Source organism: Nocardia sp. NPDC004340 (assembly GCF_053602575.1).
This window is the reverse complement of sequence record NZ_JBSGDW010000002.1, coordinates 706,850-728,352: the sequence shown is the minus strand read 5'-3', so window position 1 is coordinate 728,352 and position 21,503 is coordinate 706,850. Positions and strand designations below refer to the sequence as shown.

2 protein-coding genes (1 of these 2 cut by a window edge) are annotated in these 21,503 nt (G+C 72.2%); both read left to right on the top strand.

The window, feature by feature from the left end; all coding sequences use genetic code 11:
- On the top strand, positions 1-2,547 hold the end of the coding sequence (locus ACWEOI_RS10720) for a non-ribosomal peptide synthase/polyketide synthase (RefSeq protein WP_452359476.1). The gene continues 15,453 nt to the left of window position 1, outside the view; 2,547 of the gene's 18,000 nt are visible here — the last part of the coding sequence; the start codon falls outside the window, past its left edge; the stop codon is at positions 2,545-2,547.
- Complete coding sequence (locus tag ACWEOI_RS10715; RefSeq protein WP_452359475.1) at positions 2,547-21,503, top strand: non-ribosomal peptide synthase/polyketide synthase; 18,957 nt, start codon at positions 2,547-2,549, stop codon at positions 21,501-21,503. Before ACWEOI_RS10720 ends, ACWEOI_RS10715 begins: the two co-directional genes overlap by 1 nt.

Below are 21,503 nucleotides of genomic sequence, written 5' to 3'. Positions count from 1 at the left end.
GCCCGGCTCTCGCCGGTCCCGGTCGGCGTGCCCGGCGAGCTGTACCTGTCGGGTGCGCAGCTGGCCCGCGGCTACTTCGGCCGCCCGGCCCTGACCGCCGACCGCTTCGTGGCCGACCCGTTCGCGGGCGGCCGCATGTACCGCACCGGCGACATCGTCCGCTGGCGTGAGGACGGGGCGCTCGAGTACATCGATCGCGCCGACTTCCAGGTCAAGATCGGCGGTTTCCGGATCGAGCTCGGTGAGGTGGAGACCGCGCTGCGTCGCCAGCCCGGCGTCACCGCCGCGGTCGCCGTCGCCCGCACCGCGGGTGACGCGGGGTCGCGCCTGGTCGCCTACGCCGCGGTGCCCGGCACCGCCGACGACAACCGCGACGAGGTGTCGGCCGCGCTGCGCGCCGCCCTGGGCGCGGAGCTGCCGAAGTACATGGTCCCGGCCGCGCTCATGGTCCTGGACGCCCTGCCGCTGAACGCCAATGGCAAGGTGGACCGGGCCCAGCTGCCGGAGCCGGTCTTCGCGGTCGCGGCCTACCGCGAGCCGACCACGGCCGTCGAGCAGGCGGTCGCGGCGGGCTTCGCCGAGGTGATCGGCGCGGCCGAGGACGTCCTCATCGGCCTGGACACCGACTTCTTCGCCCTCGGCGGCAACTCGCTGATGGCGACCCGCCTGGCCGCCCGGCTCGGCGCGGATCTCGGTGTGCGGGTGCCGGTCTCGGCCCTGTTCGAGGCGCCGACCGTGGACGGCCTGGCGACCTGGATCGCCACCGCCGACCACGCCGACGCGCTGCCGCCGCTGGTGCGCCGCACCGACGCGGGCCCGGCCCCGCTGTCGCTGGCGCAGCAGCGGATGTGGGTGCTCAACCGCCTGCAGCCGGAGTCGGGCGCCTACAACGTGCCGACCGCCATCCGGCTCACCGGCCACCTCGACCGGGCCGCGCTGACGGCGGCCCTGCGGGATGTGCTGGAGCGCCACGAGATCCTGCGCACCCGCTACCCCGAGGTGGCCGGCGAGGCCGTGCAGGTGGTGCTCGAGGTCGGCGAGCTCGACGGCGAGCTGACCCCGGTTCCGGTGTCGGAGAACGACCTCCAGGCCGCGCTGGTCGAGGTGGCCGCGGCGGGCTTCGATGTGACCGTGGCCCCGCCGGTGCGGGTCGTGCTGTTCGAACTGGCTCCGGACGAGCACGTCCTCATGGTGGTGCTGCACCACATCAGCGCCGACGGCTACTCGGTGCTGCCCATGACCCGGGACCTGGTGCTGGCGTACACCTCCCGTACGTCCGGCGCCGCTCCCGCCTGGACCCCGCTCGAGGTCCAGTACGGCGATTACGCCGCCTGGCAGCGCACTGTGCTCGGCTCCGACGCCGATCCGCAGAGCCTGCTCTCGCGCCAGCTGGCCTTCTGGGTGGACGAACTGTCCTCCGCCCCGGACCAGCTGGAGCTGCCCACCGACCGGCCCCGGCCGACGCGGCGGGAAATGCTGGGCAAGACGATCGATTTCGCGGTGGACTCCGACACCGTCGAACGACTGTCGACCCTGGCCCGCGCGCACGGCGCCACCCTGTTCGGGGTCGTGCACGCCGCCTTCACCGTGTTGCTGGCCAAACTGTCCGGCCAGCGCGACATCTCGATCGGCGTTCCCGTCGCCGGTCGCGGTGAGCGGGCACTGGACGACCTGATCGGCATGTTCGTCAATACCGTGGTGCTGCGCACCGAGGTGGACGGCAAGCTGACCTTCACCGACCTGCTGAAGCAGGTGCGCGATCGCGATCTGGCCGCGTTCGACCACGGTGACGTCCCGTTCGAGCGGGTGGTGGAGGCCGTGCTGGCCGCCACCGGCCGGGGCCGTTCGGCCTCGGTGAACCCGTTGTTCCAGGTGGCCTTCGCCTTCCAGAACATGGCGCCGGTGTCGGTCGAACTGCCCGGGCTGACCGTGGCGGCGCTCGAGCCCGAGCTGATCGAGGCCAAGTTCGACCTCCAGCTCACCGGCATCGAGCAGCACGACGCGGCCGGGAAGGTGACCGGCCTGGACATGCGATTCGGGTACGCGACAGACATTTTCGAGGCCGACTCCGTGCGTCTGCTGGCTCAGCGCCTGCGGTCGGTCCTCGACACCGTCGTCGCGAACCCGGACGTGTCCTTGCGCGCCATCGACATCCGGACCGAGGCGGAGCGCAACCGCCGCCCCGGCACCGGCGCGCCGAAGGCCGAATCGGTCGCGCCGCAGCAGAATTCCTCCACCTCTGCCGCGGCCGACCTGCCCACCCTGATCGCCGCCGCTGCGGCCGCCGCTCCCGCGTCGGTCGCCGTCACGCACGGCGAGCACACGGTGACGTACCGGGATCTCGCCGAGAAGATCGCCGTCACCGCCCGCGCCATGGGCGCCGCCGCGAAGCCGGAGGCGCTGGTCAACGTGGCACTCGCCGGGCTGGTGCCCGGCATTCTGGCCGCCCTCGGCGCGGCCGGACTCCGTCAGGTCCTGAGCACGCTCACCGCGGACGCGCAGGCCCTGGTCCTCAGCACGGAAAGCACGTCGGAAGGAAGCCTCTGATGCACTACGCAGAGTCGATCGCCACCAACCGGACCGGACGGGTCACGGCCTTGCGCCGGGCCTACGGCGTGGGCGACCTACCATGTCTGATTGCCGTCGTGGCGGAGCTGGACGCCGACCGCGTCGCGCTGCGCTACGCGGGCGACACCGTCGCCTACGGTGTCCTGGCCGCCGAGATCGCCATGCTGAGCGAGGCCATGGGCGGCGCGCTCGAGCCCGAGGCGCTGATCCAGGTGGTGGTCTCCGGCCAGCTGCCCGGCCTCATGGACGGTGAGGCCGGCGGCCTGACCGCGGCGCTCGAGGCCCTGGTCGACGACGCCGTGCTCGCGGCGTCCGATGTCCTGGACCCCAAGCTGGCCCCGGTCGAGACGCTCAGCACCCAGTTCCGGGCGCAGGTCCAGCGCACCCCGGACGCCATCGCCGTGGACTACGAGGGCGAGACCCTCACCTACGCCGAATTCGCCACGCGCGTCACCGTTCTCGCGCGCCACCTGCGCACCCTGGGCGTCGGCCCGGACGTGCTGGTGGGCCTCGCGGTGCGCCGCTCCTTCGAACTGCTGGTCGGCATGTTCGCCATCCTGGAGGCGGGCGGCGCGTACGTGCCGATCGATCCGGACCACCCGGCCGAGCGCACCTCCTACGTGCTCGAGGTGGCCCAGCCCGCGGTGGTGCTCACCACCACCGCCGATCACCCGCCGTTCGAGATCGCCGCGCCGGTGCTGCGCATCGACGAATTCGAGGACAACGCACGGGAACTGGGCATCAACGGCGACCGGCTGCTGTCCCCGGCCGACGACCCGGAGCTACCGCAGCCGGGCCCGGACAACCTGGCCTACGTCATCTTCACCTCCGGCTCCACCGGCCGCCCCAAGGGTGTGGCCATTCCGCACCGCGCGGTGATCGCCTTCCTGCGCTGGCAGCAGCGGCAGTTCCGGCTCACCGACCAGGACGCGCTGCTGTTCAAGACCTCCACCACCTTCGACGCCTCGGTGTGGGAGATCTTCTGGCCGCTGACCACCGGCGCGCGGATCGCGATGACCCGCCCCGACGGTCACCTGGACCCGGCCTACCTGGTGCGGGTGATCCGCGAATCCCGGGTCACCACCGCGTTCTTCGTGACCTCCATGCTGGCCGCGCTGGTGGGCGAGGTGATGCGCAGCGGCGAGGAGATGCCCGACTCGCTGCGCTACCTGCTCACCGGTGGCGAGACCGTCCCCGTCGGAACCGCCGCTGACTTCCGCAGCGTCAGTGGCGCGACCCTCTTCGACGTGTACGGCCCGACCGAGTCCACCGTGCTGGCCACCTCGCACGAGGTCACCGCCGCCGACGTCGACTCCATCCCGATCGGCAGCCCCGGCGACGACGTGGAAGTGCTGGTCCTGGACGAGGATCTGCGTCCCGTGCCGGTCGGCGTGGTCGGCGAGCTCTACATCGCCGGCCCGCAGTTGGCCCGCGGCTACGCCGGTCGCTCCGGCCTGACCGCCGAGCGTTTCGTGGCCAACCCCGAAGGCCCCTCCGGCGATCGCATGTACCGCACCGGCGACCTGGTGCGCTGGGTGTCCAACCCCGACAACGGCCCCGACGAGCTGGAATACGTGGGCCGCAGCGACTTCCAGGTGAAGATGCGCGGTCTGCGCATCGAGCTCGGCGAGGTCGAGACCGCGCTGCGCCGCGACGCCGCCGTCGCGCAGGCGGCGGTGCTCATGCACACCCGCGCCGACGGCGAGCAGAACCTGGTCGGCTATGTGGTGGCCGCCGACGGACACGAGATCGACAGTGCCACCGTGCTTTCCACCGTGCGCACCCACGTGCCCGAGTACATGGTGCCGTCGCTGCTGGTGCCGATGGATCGGCTGCCGCTCAATGTGAACGGCAAGGTGGACCGCCGGGCGCTGCCCGAACCGGACTTCGCCGACGCCGTCACCGCCTACCGCGCGCCGGAGACCGCCGCCGAGGAGGCGGTCGCGGCCATCTTCGCCGACCTGCTCGACCTCGAGGTGGTCGGCGCGGACGACGACTTCTTCACCATCGGCGGCAACTCGCTGATCGCCACCCGCGCCATCGCCCGCATCCGCGAGACCCTCGGCGTCACCGTGGACGTGCGCGACTTCTTCGAGCGGCCCACGGTGTCCGCGCTGGCCGCGCTGGGCGACAACGCGGGCCCGGCCCGGCCGCCGCTGACCGCGGGCCCGCGCCCGGACCACATCCCGCTCTCGCCCGCCCAGCAGCGCATGTGGTTCCTCAACCACTACGCGCGCAGCGAATACGATCCGGCCGCCGACGAATTCGATCCGGCCGCGGTGGACAACATGCCGTTCGCGCTGCGGCTGCGCGGCGACCTCGACACCGCGGCGCTGGCGGCCGCCTTCGCCGACGTGGTGGAGCGCCACGAGTCGCTGCGCACCTACTACCCGGCCGCCGAGCAGGGCCCGGCCCAGATGGTGCTGCCCGCCGCCGCGGTCGACCTGACCCCGCGCGACGTGCCCGAGGACCAGCTGGTCGGCACCGTACTGGGCTTGGCCGCACAGGGTTTCGATGTCACCGCCGAGGTGCCGCTGCGGGCCCGGCTGCTGCGCTCGGGCCCCGGCGACCACACCCTGGTCGTGGTGGCCCACCACATCGCCGCCGACGGCGCCTCCATCGGCCCGCTGGTGCGCGACCTGGTGATGGCCTACGTGGCCCGCCAGGCCGGGCAGCGCCCGCAGTTCGCGCCGCTGGCCGTGCAGTACGCCGACTACGCGCTGTGGCAGCGCGCCTGGATGGGCGACGAGTCCGACCCGGACTCGGTGTCCGCCCGCCAGATCTCCTTCTGGACGGACGAACTCGCCGAACTGCCCGCCCAGCTGGACCTGCCCGCCGACCGCCCGCGGCCCGCCGCCTCCAGCGGTCGCGGCGCGACCTTCGAGACCGTGCTGGACGCCGACCTGCGGGCCGCGGTGGACAAGCTGGCCGCCGCGCACCGCGCCACCCCGTTCATGGTGCTGCACGCCGCGCTGGCCGCCGTGCTGGCCCGGCTGTCCGGCACCACCGACATCGCCATCGGCACCCCGGTGGCCGGACGCGGCGATCAGGCCCTCGACGACCTGGTCGGCATGTTCGTCAACACCCTGGTGCTGCGCACCGAGGTCCGGAACGCGGACTCCTTCGGCGACCTCATCGCCCATGTGCGTGACCGCGATCTGCGCGCCTTCGCCCACCGCGACGTGCCGTTCGAGCGCCTGGTCGAGGTGCTCAACCCGCCGCGCGCCCGCAACCGCCACCCGCTGTTCCAGGTGGCCCTGTTCATGCAGAACCTGGGCGAGCTGACCGCCGGGCTGCCCGGCCTCACGGCCGAGGAACTGGACTTCGATCCGGGCATCGCCAAGTTCGACCTGCAGCTCACCGTGAACACCGCCGGTGACGGCTACCGGGTCGAATACACCTACGCCACCGACCTTTTCGACGACCACACGGTGCGCGAGCTGGCCGCCAAGTTCACCCGCCTGCTGGCCGCCGCCACCGCGGACGCCACCGTCGCCGTCGGCGATATCGAACTGCTCGACGCCGGCGAGTACGACTATGTCACCTCCAGCTGGAACGCCACCGGCGCCCGCGTCCCGGATCTGTTCCTGCACCAGGGTTTCGACTCGCAGGTCGCGCGCACGCCGAAGAACCGCGCGCTGGTCTTCGGCGACACCGAGCTGACCTACACCGAGTTCTCCGAGCGGGCCAACCGCCTGGCGCGGCACCTCATCGCCGCCGGTGTCGGCCCGGAATCGCTGGTCGTGCTGGCTATGGCGCGCTCGGTGGAACTGGTCGTGGCCATGTACGCCGTGCTGCGCGCGGGCGGCGCCTACGTGCCGGTCGACCCCGCGCACCCGGCCGAGCGGATCGGCCACATCCTGGCCACCGCGGGCCCGCACTCGGTGCTCACCACCCGCCGGGACGGTTTCACGCTGCCCGAGACCATCGACGTGCCCCTGCACCACCTCGACGAACTGAACCTCGAGGACTACTCCGCCGCCAAGATCGGCGACAAGGAGCGGCACGGGGTCCTGCACCCCGACCACCCGGCCTACGTGCTGTTCACCTCCGGATCCACCGGCAAGCCCAAGGGCGTCGCGGTCACCCACCGCGCCATCGCCAACCAGCTGGCCTGGATGCAGGCCGAGTACGGCGTCCGCGCCCAGGACGTCTACCTGCAGAAGACCGCCACCACCTTCGACGTCTCGCTGTGGGGCTACTTCCTGCCGCTGCGCGCGGGCGCGACCCTGGTGGTCGCCACCCCCGACGGCCACCGCGACCCGCGCTACATCGCGGAAACCATTGCCCGGCACCAGGTCACACTGACCGACTTCGTGCCGTCCATGCTGTCGGTGTTCGCCGCGCACGCCGAGGCGGGCGAACTCGACTCGCTGCGCGACATCTTCGTCATCGGCGAGGCGCTGCCGCCCGAGACCGTGACCGCCTTCTGGGCGGTCAGCGACGCCGGCGTGCACAACCTGTACGGCCCCACCGAGGCCGCGGTGTCCATCACCTTCCGGGAGGCGCACCGCTCCGACACCCTCGCCGTCCCGATCGGCGAGCCGGAGTGGAACTCCCAGGTGTTCGTGCTGGATTCGCGCCTGCACCCGGTCGCCATCGGCGTGCCCGGCGAGCTGTACCTGGCGGGCGCCCAGCTGGCCCGCGGCTACCACAGCCGCTTCGACCTGACCTCGGATCGCTTCGTGGCCAACCCCTTCGGCCCGAGTGGGCAGGGGGGTGACGGGTCGCGGATGTACCGCACGGGCGACCTGGTGAAGTGGACCGAGGACGGCGAGCTGGTCTACCTCGAGCGCCTCGACTTCCAGATCAAGTTCCGCGGCCAGCGCATCGAACTGGCCGAGATCGAGAGCGCCCTGCTGCTGGCGCCCGAGGTGGCTCAGGCCGCGGTGCGTCTGGTCGGCGCCGACTCCGGCGACTTCCTGGCCGGATACGTGGTGCCCGCCCCCGGTGTCGAGCTGGACCCGGAGACCCTGCGCGAGGGCCTGACCCGGGTGCTACCGCCCTACATGGTGCCCACCGCCCTGATGGCGCTGACCGAACTGCCGCTCAACTCCAGCGGCAAGCTGGACCGCAAGGCGCTGCCCGTTCCGCAGTTGCGCGCCAGAGCCTTCCGTGAGCCGATCGACCCGGCCCAGCGCCTGGTGGCGGCCGTGTTCGCCGAGGTGCTGAACGCCGAGCGCGCCGGTCTCGACGACGACTTCTTCGCCCTGGGCGGCAGCTCCCTGGACGCCGCCCGGGTCACCTCCCGCATCGGCGCCGAGCTCGGCTCCCGGGTGCCGGTGCGCCTGCTGTTCGAGTTCTCCACCGTCGAGGGCCTGGCCGCCGCGCTGGTGGCCGCGAATCCCGATGCCGCCCGGCCGGTGCTGGCCGCGCGCCCGCGCCCGGACCGCATTCCGCTCTCGCCCGCCCAGCAGCGCCTGTGGTTCCTCAACCGCATCGAGGCCGAGGACGGCGAGCACAGCGTCTACAACCTGCCGATCGTGCTGCGCCTGCGCGGCGACCTGGACATCGCCGCCCTCGAGCAGGCCACCCTGGACGTGCTGGCCCGCCACGAGTCGCTGCGCACCAGCTACCCGGACTCGGAAGCCGGTCCGTACCAGCAGATCCTGGACATCGCCGACATCGGCCTGAGCCTGAGCCCGGTGCCGGTCACCGCGGCCGAGGTGACCGGGGCGATCACCGCCTTCGCCACCGCCGGATTCGACGTCACCGCCGAACTGTCCTCCCGCATCGCGCTGTTCGTCCTCGACGACGAGGCCGCCGCGGAGACCGAGTACGTGCTGGCCGTGGTCGTGCACCACATCGCCGCCGACGCGCTGTCGCTGCAGCCCCTCATCGGCGACCTGATGCGCTCCTACCTGGCCCGGGTCGCGGGCCAGGAGCCCGGCTGGGAACCGCTGGCCGTGCAGTACGCCGACTACAGCCTCTGGCAGCACGAACTGCTCGGCGACGCCGAGGTCCCCGGCACCGTCGCACACCAGCAGATCGAGTTCTGGCGCGAGACCCTGGCCGGCCTGCCGCCGCAGCTCGCCCTCCCGGCCGACCGTCCCCGCCCCGCCGTGGCCACCAATGCCGGTGCGGCCGTGCCGTTCTCGATCGACGAGACCGTGGCCGCCGGACTGCGCGAGCTGGCGCGGGCGCACGGCGTCACCCTGTTCATGGTCGTGCACGCCGCCTTCGCGGCCCTGCTGGCCCGTGCCTCCGGCACCGCCGACATCCCGGTCGCCTCCCCGATCGGCGGCCGCGGCGAACGCGAACTCGACGCCCTCATCGGCATGTTCGTCAACACCCTGGTGCTGCGCACCCAGGTCGAGGCCGACCGGAGCTTCGCCGATCTGCTGGGCGCCGTGCGCACCGCCGACCTGGCCGCCTTCGGCCACGCCGAACTGCCTTTCGAGCGCATCGTGGACGCGCTGGCCGTGGACCGCACCACCGGCGCGCCGCCGCTGGCCCAGGTCATGCTGTCGTTCAACGACGCCCGGATGAGCGGCGGCACGGGCACCTTCGAGCTGCCCGAACTGGCCGTCACCCCCGTCGAGATCGACGACCCCACGGTCAAATTCGACCTGCACCTGGTCGTCGGCGAACTCGGCGAGCAGTCCGGTCTGACCGGCAACCTGCGCTACGCCACCGAGATGTTCGACGCCGCCACCGCGGCCTCGCTCACCGAGCAGTTCGGCCGCCTGCTGGCCGCCGTGGCCGCCGACGCCTCCGTCCTGGTCGGCGACATCGACCTGCTCGGCGAGGTCGAGCGCGACCTGGTCGTGCGCGGCTGGAACGACACCGCCTTCGATGTGGACGCCGCGCTGGGGCTGACCCCGGCCGCCGCCGCGGACGCCAAGACCCTGATCTCGCTGTTCGAGGAGCAGGTCGCCCGCACCCCCGACGCCGTCGCCCTCACCTTCGAGGGGACGAGTCTGTCCTATGCCGAGTTCGCGGGCCGCGTCCGCCGGCTCGCGCGCTGGCTGATCAGCGAGGGCGTCGGCCCGGAATCGCTTGTCGCACTGGGTATGCGGCGCTCCCTGGACCTGGTGATCGGCATGTACGCGGTGTCCGCGGCGGGCGCCGGTTACCTGCCGCTGGACCCCGACCACCCGGCCGACCGGCTCGAGTACATCCTCGAGACCGCCGACCCGGTGACCGTGCTGACCTCCGGCGTGGACCTGCCGCTCGACACCGCCCAGGTGCGCATCGACCTGCTCGACCTGACCGGCATCGCCGAGGCGCCGATCACCGACGCGGATCGCAGTGCCCCGCTGCGGGATTCCAACACCGCCTACGTCATCTTCACCTCCGGCTCCACCGGCCGCCCCAAGGGCGTCGCGGTCAGCCACGCCGCGATCGTCAACCGCCTGGTCTGGGGCCGGTCGGCGCACGGCCTGACCGCCGCCGACGTGGTGCTGCAGAAGACCCCGATGACCTTCGACGTGTCGGTCCCGGAGTTCTTCCTGCCCTTGCAGATCGGCGCGCGCCTGGTGATCGCCAAGCCCGAGGGCCACAGCGATCCGGTGTACCTCGCCGAACTCATCGCCCGCGAGGGCATCACGGCCGCGCACTTCGTGCCGTCCATGATGACCGTCTTCGTCGCCGAGGAGGCCGCCGCGCGCTGCACCTCGCTGCGGATCGTCTTCGCCTCCGGTGAGGCGCTGTCCTCGAAGCCCGCGCACCGGCTGCGCGAGCTGACCGGCGCGGAACTGCACAACCTCTACGGCCCGACCGAGGCCGCGGTCGAGGTGGCCTACCACCGGGTCACCGATGCCGACGTGGACGCCGTGCCGATCGGCCGGCCCACCTTCAACACCGAGCTCTACGTGCTGGACGCGCGCCTGCGCCCGGTCCCGGTGGGCGTCGCGGGCGAGCTGTACCTCGCCGGTGACCAGCTGGCGGTCGGCTACGTGGCCCGCCCGGGCCTGACCGCGGATCGCTTCGTGGCCAACCCGTTCGGTGGGTCGGAGCGCATGTACCGCACCGGTGACCTGGTCAAGTGGAACCGCGACGGTGAGCTGGAGTACCTGGGCCGCACCGACTTCCAGGTGAAGCTGCGCGGTCTGCGCATCGAGCTGGGGGAGATCGAGGCCGCGCTGACCGCGCACCCCGAGGTCGCCCAGTCCGTGGTCGTAGTGCACGGCTCCGGCGCCGACGCGCAGCTGGTCGGCTACGTGGTGCCCGCCGCGGGCGCGGAGATCTCGGTGGCGGCGCTGAAAGCCGAACTGGCGCAGCGACTACCGGTCTACATGGTGCCCGCCGTCCTGATGAGCCTGGACTCCTTCCCGGTCAACAGCTCCGGCAAGCTGGACCGCGGCGCGCTGCCCGCCCCGGCCGCCGCCACCACCGCCTTCCGCGCGGCCACCGGCCCCGAGGAGCGGATCGTCTCGGAGGTCTTCGCCTCCCTGCTCGGCGCCGCGCGAGTCGGCGCGGACGACGACTTCTTCTCCCTCGGCGGCAACTCGCTCATCGCCACCCAGCTGGTGGCGCGCTTGGGCAAGGCCGCGGGCGTGCGGATTCCGTTGCGCGCGGTGTTCGAGGACGCCACCGTCGCGGGCCTGGCCGCCAAGATCCGCGCGGCCGACGCCGAGACGCTGGTCGAGCTGCCGCCCGTGGTCGCGCAGGAACGCGGCGACCACATCCCGCTGTCCATCGCCCAGCAGCGGCTGTGGTTCCTCAACCGCTTCGACATTCGCGACGGCTACACCATTCCGTTCGCGCTGCGCCTCACCGGTGCGCTGAACATCGAGGCCCTGCGCGCGGCCGTGTCCGACGTGGTGGACCGTCACGAGACCCTGCGCACCATCTACCCCGAGCACGACGGCCAGGCGAGCCAGCTCATCCTGCCCACCGGCACCCGCCTGATCGACCTGGTCCCCGAGTCCGTCACCGCCGCGGAACTGCCCGGACTGGTGGAATCGGTGGCGCGCACCGCCTTCGACGTGACCGCCGAGGTGCCGTTCCGCATCCGGCTGCTCGAACTCACCGACGAGCCGGGCGTCCACCTGCTGGTCCTGGTGGTGCACCACATCGCCGCCGACGGCTGGTCCTTCGGCCCGCTCACCCGCGACATCGCCACCGCCTACGTGGCGCGTTGCGCCGGTGAGGTCCCCAACCTGGCGCCGCTGCCGGTGCAGTACGCCGACTTCGCGCTGTGGCAGCGCGCCGCCCTCGGCGGCCCCGAAGACCCCGAATCGGTGCTGGCCCAGCAGCTCACGCACTGGACCCGCCGCCTGCACGGCGTCCCGGACGTGCTGCCCCTGCCCACCGACCGTCCCCGGCCCGCCGTGGCCAGCGGCCGCGGCGCGGGCTTCAGCGGCCGCTTCGACGCCGAATTGCACTCGGCCGTCCTGGCTTTCGCGGCCGAGCGCCGGGTCACCCCGTTCATGGTGCTGCACACGGCGCTGTCGGTGACGCTGGCCCGCCTGTCCGGCACCGCCGACATCGTGATCGGCACCCCGGTCGCGGGCCGCGGCGACGAGGCCCTCGACGACCTGGTCGGCATGTTCGTCAACACCCTGGTGCTGCGCACCGAGGTGCGCCCGGACGCCGCCCTGGCCGAGCTGCTCACCCAGGTCCGCGACACCGATCTGACCGCCTTCGACCACGCCGTGGTGCCGTTCGAGATGCTGGTCGAAGCGGTGAATCCGGTGCGCTCCCAGGCGCACGCGCCGCTGGCCCAGGTGACGCTGACCCTGCAGAACCACGCCCGGCCCAGCATCAAGCTGAACCGCCTGGCCATCGAGGCGCTCACCGTGGACGCCACCGCCACCCAGTTCGACCTGGACTGGACGCTGGCCGAGACCACCGGCGCCGACGGCGCGCCCGGCGGCATCGACGTCTACATCACCTACGCCACCGATCTTTTCGACGCCGCCACCATCGGCGGCTTCCAGGAGACCTTCGAACGCGTGCTGCGGGCGCTGCTCGCCGATCCCCGCGTCGCCGCCGGTGACGTGGAGATCATGTCGCGCGCCGAACGCGGTGCGCTGCTGGTGGATCGCAATGCCACCACCCGGCCGCTGCCGGTCGAGACCCTGGCCGAACTGCTCGACGCGCGGGCCGCGCTGGATCCCGACGTGGACGCGCTGGTCTTCGAGGGCGAGCGGGTCGGCTACGCGGACCTGGCCCGGCGCGTGAATCGCCTGGGCCGCCTGCTGATCGCGCAGGGCGTCGGCCCGGACGCGATCGTCGGCGTCACCGCCCAGCGGTCGGTCGACATGGTGGTCGCGCTGTACGCGGTGGTGGCCGCCGGCGCCGCCTACGTGCCGGTCGACCCGTCCCATCCGGCCGACCGCATCGCGCATGTGCTCGGCACTTCGGACAGCACCCTGGTGCTGACCGTCGGCGGGGCCACGCTGCCCGAACTCGCGGGCGTGCGCGTGCTCGACCTCGCCGTGCTGGCGGAATCGGGTGCGCTGGAGGAGTTCTCGGACGCGCCGATCACCGACGCGGACCGGCTCGGCGTGCTGCACCCGGACAACCTGGCCTACGTGTTGTACACTTCCGGCTCCACCGGCCTGCCCAAGGGCGTGGCCACCAGCCACCGCGCCATCATGAACCAGCTGCGCTGGCTCGAGGAGCGCTACGGCGTCACCCGCGAGGACAGCATCATGCAGCGGGCCCCGCTGGCCTTCGACGTCTCGGTGTGGGAGTGCTTCCTGCCCGCCATGGTCGGTGCGCCCCTGGTGGTTCCGCGTCCGGGCCCGCTGGACCTGGACTACCTGGCCGACCTGATGCGCGAATTCGGCGTCACCATCGCCGAACACGTGCCGTCGGTGCTGGCCGCGCTGATCGCCGAGGGCCACGGCGACGCCCTGAAGTCGTTCCGCCACCTGCACACCGGTGGTGAGGCGCTGCCCGTCGAACTGCTCGGTCGGCTGCGTGAGCTGGTCGGCGGTTCGGTGCACAACGCCTACGGTCCGACCGAGGCCGCCATCTCGACCATCTACCACGAGTTCTCCGACGCCGACCCGGATTTCGAGGTCGCCATCGGCCGCCCGAACTGGAACACCCGCGCCTACGTGCTCGACGCCCGCATGCGCCCGGTGCCGATGGGCGTCATCGGCGAGCTCTACCTGGCCGGCGCCCAGCTGGCCCGCGGCTATCAGGGCCGCGGCGCGCTGACCGCCGACCGGTTCGTGGCCGACCCGTTCGGCGTGCCCGGCGCGCGCATGTACCGCACCGGCGACCTGGTGCGCTGGAACCGCACCGGCGACCTGGTCTACATGGGCCGCAACGACTTCCAGATCAAGCTGCGCGGTCAGCGCGTCGAGCTCGGCGAGATCGAGGCCGCCCTGCTGTCCGCGCCCGGCGTGGCCAACGCGGTGGTGCTGCTGGCCCAGGACACCACCGGGGCGGACTGCCTGGTCGGCTACGTGTCCGGCGAGCAGCTCGACGCCGAGGCGGTGCTGGCCCACGCCCGCACCCAGCTGCCCTCGTACATGGTGCCCGCCCACGTGGCGGTGCTGGACGCGATGCCGCTCACCACCGTCGGCAAGCTGGACCGGGCGGCCCTGCCCGCCATCGAGTTCACCTCGGCCACCGTCGCTTTCCGCGAACCCGCGGCGGGCGCGGAAGCCACCCTGGCCGCTCTCGCCGGGGACCTGCTCGGCGGCGTCACCCTCGGCGCGGACGACGACTTCTTCGCCCGTGGCGGCAATTCGCTGCTCGGCATGCGCCTGATCGCCCGCGCCAACGCGGCGCTCGGCGCGGACCTGTCGGTGCGCCAGCTGTTCGAGGCACCCACCGTCGCCGGACTGGCGGCGTTGGTCACCGCCGGCGGCACCGGCCTGCCGCTGCGCCGGATGGTCCGGCCGGAGCGAATCCCGCTGTCCCCGGTGCAGACCCGCATGTGGCTGCTCAACCGCCTGGACCCCGAATCGGCGGCCTACAACCTGCCCTCCGCGGTCCGCATCACCGGCGAGATCGACACCACCGTGCTGACGGCGGCCTTCGCCGACGTGGTCGCTCGCCACGAGGCGCTGCGCACCATCTACCCGTCCGACGCCGACGGCCTCGGCTACCAGTTGATCCTGCCCGCCGAGACCGTGCCGCTCCCGCTCGAGATCCACACCGGCGCGAACGCCGCGGACCCTGCCTGGATCGAAGCCTTCGTCTCGACCGGCTTCGACGTCACCGACACCGTGCCGATTCGCGTCGCGCTGCTGCGCGAGACCGAGCACAGCCACATGCTGGTGGTGGTTCAGCACCACATCGCCGGTGACGGCCAGTCGATGAACCCGCTGCTGCGCGACACCATCACCGCCTACCTGTCCCGGGCGGCGGGGCACGCGCCGGAGTGGACGGATCTGCCCGTGCAGTACGCCGAGTTCGCGCTCTGGCAGCAGGCCACCCTGGAGCGCGTCGGCGCCCGCGAACTGGCGTTCTGGACCGAGACCCTGGCCGACCTGCCCGACGAGATCGCCCTGCCCACCGACAGGCCCCGCCCGGAGGTGGCCTCCGGCCACGGCGCGTACCTCCACACTCACCTGGACGCCGATCTGACCGGCGCGATCACGCGAATCGCGGAGGCGCACAACGTCACCCCGTTCATGGTGTGGCACGCCGCGCTGACGGTGCTGCTGGCCCGCCTGTCGGCGGGCACCGACATCGCCATCGGCACCCCGATCGAGGGCCGCGGCAATGCCGACCTCGACGACCTGGTCGGCATGTTCGTCAATACCCTGGTGCTGCGGACCCGCCCCGACCTGGGCCGCGGATTCGACGCGCTGCTGGCGCAGACCCGCGAGGCCGACCTGGCCGCCTTCGACCACGCGAACGTGCCGTTCGACCAGGTCGTGGACGCGCTCGGCCTGCCCCGCAGCCAGTCCCGCAACCCGCTGTTCACCGTCGCCCTGACGTACATGAACCTCGACAACCCGTCCTACTCGGCCCCCGGCCTGGCCCTGGAGGGCGTCGACTACCTGGCCCCGGTGGCTCGCTTCGACCTGCAGGTGACCGTGTCCGGCGAACCGGACGCCGAGGGCCGGCTGGCCATCGAAATGAACTACGCCACCGACCTGTTCGACGCCGAGACCATCGTGTCCTTCGCCGAGCGGATGGAACGCGTACTGCGCGCCGTGGCCGCGGACGCGACCGCGCCCATCGGTGACATCGACCTGATGGAGGCGGCCGAGCGCCGCGACGTCACCGACCTGTGGGGGTACACCGGCGACGGCGTCGACGAGTCCGACGCCACCCTGCCGAGCCTGTTCGACGCCACGGTGGCCGCGCACTCGGAGCGGGTCGCGGTGCGGTTCGGCGACGAGGAGCTCACCTACCTCTCGCTGGATCGCCGCGCGAACGCACTGGCGCGCAGGCTGATCGCGGCGGGCGCCGGTCCGGAGTCGCTGGTCGCGGTGCTGCTGCCGCGTTCGGCCGATCTGGTCGTGGCGCTGCTGGCGGTGCTCAAGTCCGGCGCGGGTTATGTGCCGATCGATCCGTCCTACCCGGCCGACCGCATCGCGTACGTGCTGTCGGACGCGCGACCCACCAGCGTGATCACCGATTCGACCGTGCGGTCCGCGCTGACGCGGGACGGCGAACCGGCACCGGATCTGAACATCGTTCTGCTGGACGGTGATTCGCAGGAGTGGCCGGACGCGCCGATCACCGACGCCGACCGCCTGACCTTGCTGCGACCGGACGACGTCGCCTACGTCATCTACACCTCCGGGTCCACCGGCCGCCCCAAGGGCGTGGCCGTGGCGCACCGGAACGTCGTGCAGCTCATGGCGAACATCGTGCCCGAGTTCGACTTCGATCACGAGGACGTGTGGACGCTGTTCCACTCCTACGCCTTCGACTTCACGGTGTGGGAGCTGTGGGGCCCGCTGCTCTACGGCGGCAAGCTCGTGGTCGTCGACTACTACGTGTCGCGTTCGCCCGAGCAGTTCCTGGAACTGCTGCGCCGCGAGCAGGTCACCGTGCTCAACCAGACCCCGTCGGCCTTCTACCAGCTTTCGGAGGCGGACCGTCTCGCGATGGCCGCCGGGGAGCAGCAGCCGCTCGCCCTGCGCTACCTGATCCTCGGCGGTGAGGCTCTGGAACTGCGCCGCCTCTCGGATTGGATTGCCCGCCACGGTGATACCTCGCCGCAGGTGGTGAACATCTACGGCATCACCGAGACCACCGTGCACGTGTCCCACCGGATGCTCGACGCCGAAACCATCGCCGTCGCCACCGGATCGGTGATCGGTCATGCGATTCCCGGTCTGCACGCTTACGTGCTCGACGAGCGTCTGCACCCGGTGCCGGTCGGCGTCGCGGGCGAGTTGTACATCTCCGGTGCGCAGCTGGCGCGCGGCTACCTGGGTCGCCCCGACCTGTCCGCGACCCGCTTCGTGGCGAGCCCCTTCGGTGAGACCGGTAAGCGGCTGTACCGCTCCGGTGACGTCGCCCGCTGGAACCGGGCCGGCGAGCTCGAATACCTGGGCCGCGCCGACGACCAGGTGAAGGTCCGTGGTTTCCGTATCGAGCTCGGTGAGATCGAGTCGGCGGTGCTGGCGCAGGCCGGGGTCGCGCAGACCGCGGTCATCGTGCGTGAGGACCAGCCGGGCGATCTGCGGATCGTCGCCTACGTGGTGCCGCAGGACGGTGTCGCGCCCGTCGTGGACACGATCCACGCCGGTGCGGCCGAGCTGCTGCCCGCCCACATGGTCCCGTCGGCCTTCGTGGTGGTGGACTCGATCCCGTTGACCGTCAACGGCAAACTGGATCGCCGCGCCCTGCCGAAGCCCGAATTCCGTACCGCCGAGTTCATCGCGCCGCGCACCGAGGCCGAGCACACGGTCGCCGAGGTGGTCGCCGCGGTGCTCGGCATCGAGGACGGGCAGCGGGTCGGCATCGCCGACGACTTCTTCGCCCTCGGCGGCAACTCGCTCACCGCGACCCAGCTGGCCGCGCGACTGAGCGCCGCCTTCGGCGCGCGGGTGCCGGTGCGGACGGTATTCGAGCACACCACGGTCGAGGCGCTCACCGCCGCCGTGCTCGAAGCCGACGCGAACGCCCCCGCCCGCCCGCCGCTGCTGCCCCGCGTCGGTGACGGCCCGGTGCCGGTATCGCTGGCGCAGCAGCGCATCTGGTTCCTGAACCGTCTGGAACCGGACTCCGCCGCCTACAACATCCCGCTCCCCATCCGCCTGACCGGCGCCCTGGACGTGGCGGCGCTGCAGGCCGCGATCGCCGACGTGGTGGTCCGGCACGAGGTGCTGCGCACCGTCTACCCGGAGACGGCGGCGGGTCCGGTGCAGCTGGTGCTGCCCGCCACCGCGGTCGCGGATCTTCCGGCGCTCGCGGCGATTCCGGTCACCGAGGCGACCGTCACCGCGGCGGTCACCGACATGATCAGCCAGGGCTTCGATGTCACCGCGGCGGTGCCGCTGCGGGCGGCGCTGTTCCAGCTGGCCCCCGAGGACCATGTCTTCGTCGTGGTGATGCACCACATCGCCGGTGACGGCACCTCGCTGGCGCCGCTGGCCCGCGACGTCATGACCGCCTACGCGGCACGCAAGGCCGGCGTCGCCCCGGCCTGGACGCCACTGCCGGTGCAGTACACCGACTACGCGGTCTGGCAGCGCGAGCTGCTGGGCTCCGAGGACGATCCGGCCTCGCTGGCCTCCCGCCAGCTGAGCTTCTGGACCGAGACGCTGGCCGGGCTGCCCCCGCTGCTGACCGTCCCCGCCGACCGGCCCCGGCCGGTGGTGCTGGACACCGACGGACGCCGCGTCGATTTCACCATCGACGCCGAAACCCAGTCGGCCCTCACCGAATTGGGCCGCACCGCCGGCGCGACGCTGTTCATGACGGTGCACGCCGCCTTCGCGGCGCTGCTGTCCCGGCTCACCGGATCGACCGATATCGCGGTCGGCACCCCGGTCGCCGGGCGTGGCGACGCGGCGCTGGACGACCTGGTCGGCATGTTTGTCAATACGCTCGTGCTGCGCACCGAGGTCGCACCGGCCGAGGGCTTCACCGACCTGGTCCGCCGCACCCGGGCCCGCGACGTCGCGGCGTTCGACAATGTGGACGTGCCGTTCGAGCGCCTCGTCGAGGTGCTCAACCCGGAGCGCTCCACCGCGCGCCACCCGCTGGTGCAGGTCGGGTTCTCCTTCCACAACCAGGGCCAGGCCGGTCTCGACCTGGACGGGCTCGGGGTCTCGGCCATCGAATTCGATACCGACGTCTCGCAGTTCGACCTGCACCTGATCATCACCGACCGCTACGACGCCGCGGGCGCGCCGGCCGGGATGACCGCGACCATGACCTACGCGACCGCCCTGTTCGACGAGGTCACCGTCGCCGGCTTCGCCGATCGCCTGCAGCGCCTCCTCGCCGGGGTGATCGCCGCTCCGGAGTCGCCGATCGGGGATGTGGACATCCTCGGCGCGGCGGAATCCGAACGTCTGCTGCGGGACTGGAACCCGGCCGGAACCGCGTTCCCGCCGAGCGGAATGCTCGACGCCTTCGACGCGCAGGTGCTGCGCACGCCCTTCGCTATCGCGCTCGTCGAGCAGGGGCGGGCGGTGAGCTACCGCGACTTCTCGGAGCGGGTGAACCGCCTGGCCCGGGTACTGCTCGGGGTGGGCGTAGGACCGGAAACCCTGGTGGCGCTGGCGCTTCCGCGCAGCATCGAACTGCTGATCGCCATGTACGCGGTGGTGCGGGCCGGTGGCGCGTACGTGCCGCTGGATCCGGCCCACCCGCTCGAGCGCACCGCCATGGTGCTGGAGACGGCTGCGCCGCCGGTCGTGCTGACCAGCGCCACGCGGGGCATGACCCTGCCGGACACGCTGCTGCAGCACACCATCCTGCTCGACGTCTCGGCCGCCGAGGATATGACGCTGCCGGGCAACGCGATTCGCGACGAGGAGCGCAACGCGCCGTCCTCGCCGGCGGACCCGGCCTACGTCATCTTCACCTCGGGTTCGACCGGCAAGCCCAAGGGCGTGGCGCTGCCGCACGCGGCCGTCGCGCACCAGCTGGACTGGATGCAGTCCGAATACGAGCTCACCGAGAGCGACGCGGTGCTGTGGATGACCTCCGCGGCCTTCGACCTCTCGATCTGGGAACTCTGGTGGGCGCTGCGCACCGGCGCCCGGCTGGTGCTGGCTCCCGATGGCGCGCAACACGATCCGGAGGGCCTGCTCGACCTGGTCCGCCGGGAGTCGGTCACCACCCTCACCCTGGTGCCGTCGCTGCTGGCCATGCTGACCGATGTCGCCGGCGCGGGCCTGCCCGCGTCGCTGCGTCGCCTGCTCGTGATCGGTGAGGCGCTGCCGGCGCGGACCCTGGCCCGCGCCGCGGCGGCGACGCCCGCCCGCATCGACAACCTGTACGGCCCGACCGAGGCGGCGGTGTCGGTCACCCGATTCCGCACCGACACCGACATCCGCCAGGCCGTGGTGCCGATCGGTACGCCCGAGCCGGGCAACCGGGTCTACGTCCTCGACGACCGGCTCCGGCCGGTGCCGGTCGGTGTCACCGGTGAGCTGTACCTGGGTGGCGCGCAGCTGGCCCGCGGCTACCACGGCCGCCCGGACCTGACGGGGGAGCGCTTCGTCGCCGATCCCTTCGGTCCGGCCGGTTCCCGCCTCTACCGCACCGGTGACCTGGTGCGCTGGACCCGGGCCGCCGACGAATCGGGCAGCGGCGTACTGGAATTCGTGGACCGCCGCGACTTCCAGGTGAAGGTGCGCGGTTACCGCATCGAGCTGGCCGAGATCGAGCACGCCCTGCGCTCGCACCCGGGCGTGACCGACGCGGTCGTGGTGGTCGACGGTGCGGCCGACACCGCCCGGTTGGTCGGCTACTACAGCGCGGCCGACGCCATCGACTCCGCGCAGGTGCGTGCCCGGCTCGCCGGACTGCTGCCCAGCTACATGGTGCCCGAGGCGCTGCTGTTCCTGGACGCCGTGCCGCGCAATGCCAATGGCAAGGTCGATCGCGCCGCCCTGCCCGCGCCGGAGTTCGCGGCGCGCGAATACCGTGCCCCGGGTACCGACGTGGAGATCGCCGTGTGCGCGGTGTTCGCGGAGGTGCTGGGCGCCGAGCAGGTCGGCCTGGACGACAACTTCTTCGAGCTGGGCGGCAACTCGCTGCTCGCCGTCCGCCTGGCCACCCGGCTGGGTGAGCAACTCGGACAGCGGGTTCCGGTCGTACTGGTCTTTGCCGCGCCGACCCCCGCCGAGATGGCGGGACCGCTGAGCGCTCCGGGCGGTATCGACGCCGACGCCGCCTTCGGTGTCCTGCTGCCGATCCGGCCGTCGGGCACGGGCGCACCGCTGTTCTGTGTCCACCCGGTCGGCGGCGTGTCCTGGTCCTTCGCGGGCCTGGCCGCGCACCTGGACGAGGACCGGCCCATCTACGGCTTGCAGTCCCCGACCCTGGCCGCCGATGTGCCGCTGCCGGATTCGATCGAAGAGTGGGCGGCGCGCTACGTGCGCGAGATCCGCGCGGTACAGCCCGAGGGGCCGTACCACCTGCTCGGCTGGTCGCTCGGCGGCGTGCTGGCGCACGCCATGGCGGTGCGGCTCCAGGCCGAAGGGCAGCAGGTCGCGACGCTGGCCATGCTCGACAGCTCGCTCGACGTCGGCGACGGCGCCGAGGACGCCGTGCCGGTGACCGAGTTGCTGGGCGAGGTTCCCGGACTGGTCGACGCCGAAGCCGAGGTCGGCACGGACCGGATCGCCCGGATCGTGGACAGCGCGGTCGCCTCGTTCCCGCTCATCGCCGCCTACCGTCCCCGCCGATTCAGCGGCGACCTGCTGTACTTCCATGCCGCCCTGGACGATCCGACCGGCAGCCGAGGCATCTCGAGCTGGACCGACGCCGTCGACGGCGAGCTGGAGAACATCGCCGTCCCGGCCACCCACTGGCGAATGACCTCGCCCGACGCACTCGTGTCCATCGCCCGTGTGCTGAACACCACCACGCCCCGGACCTAG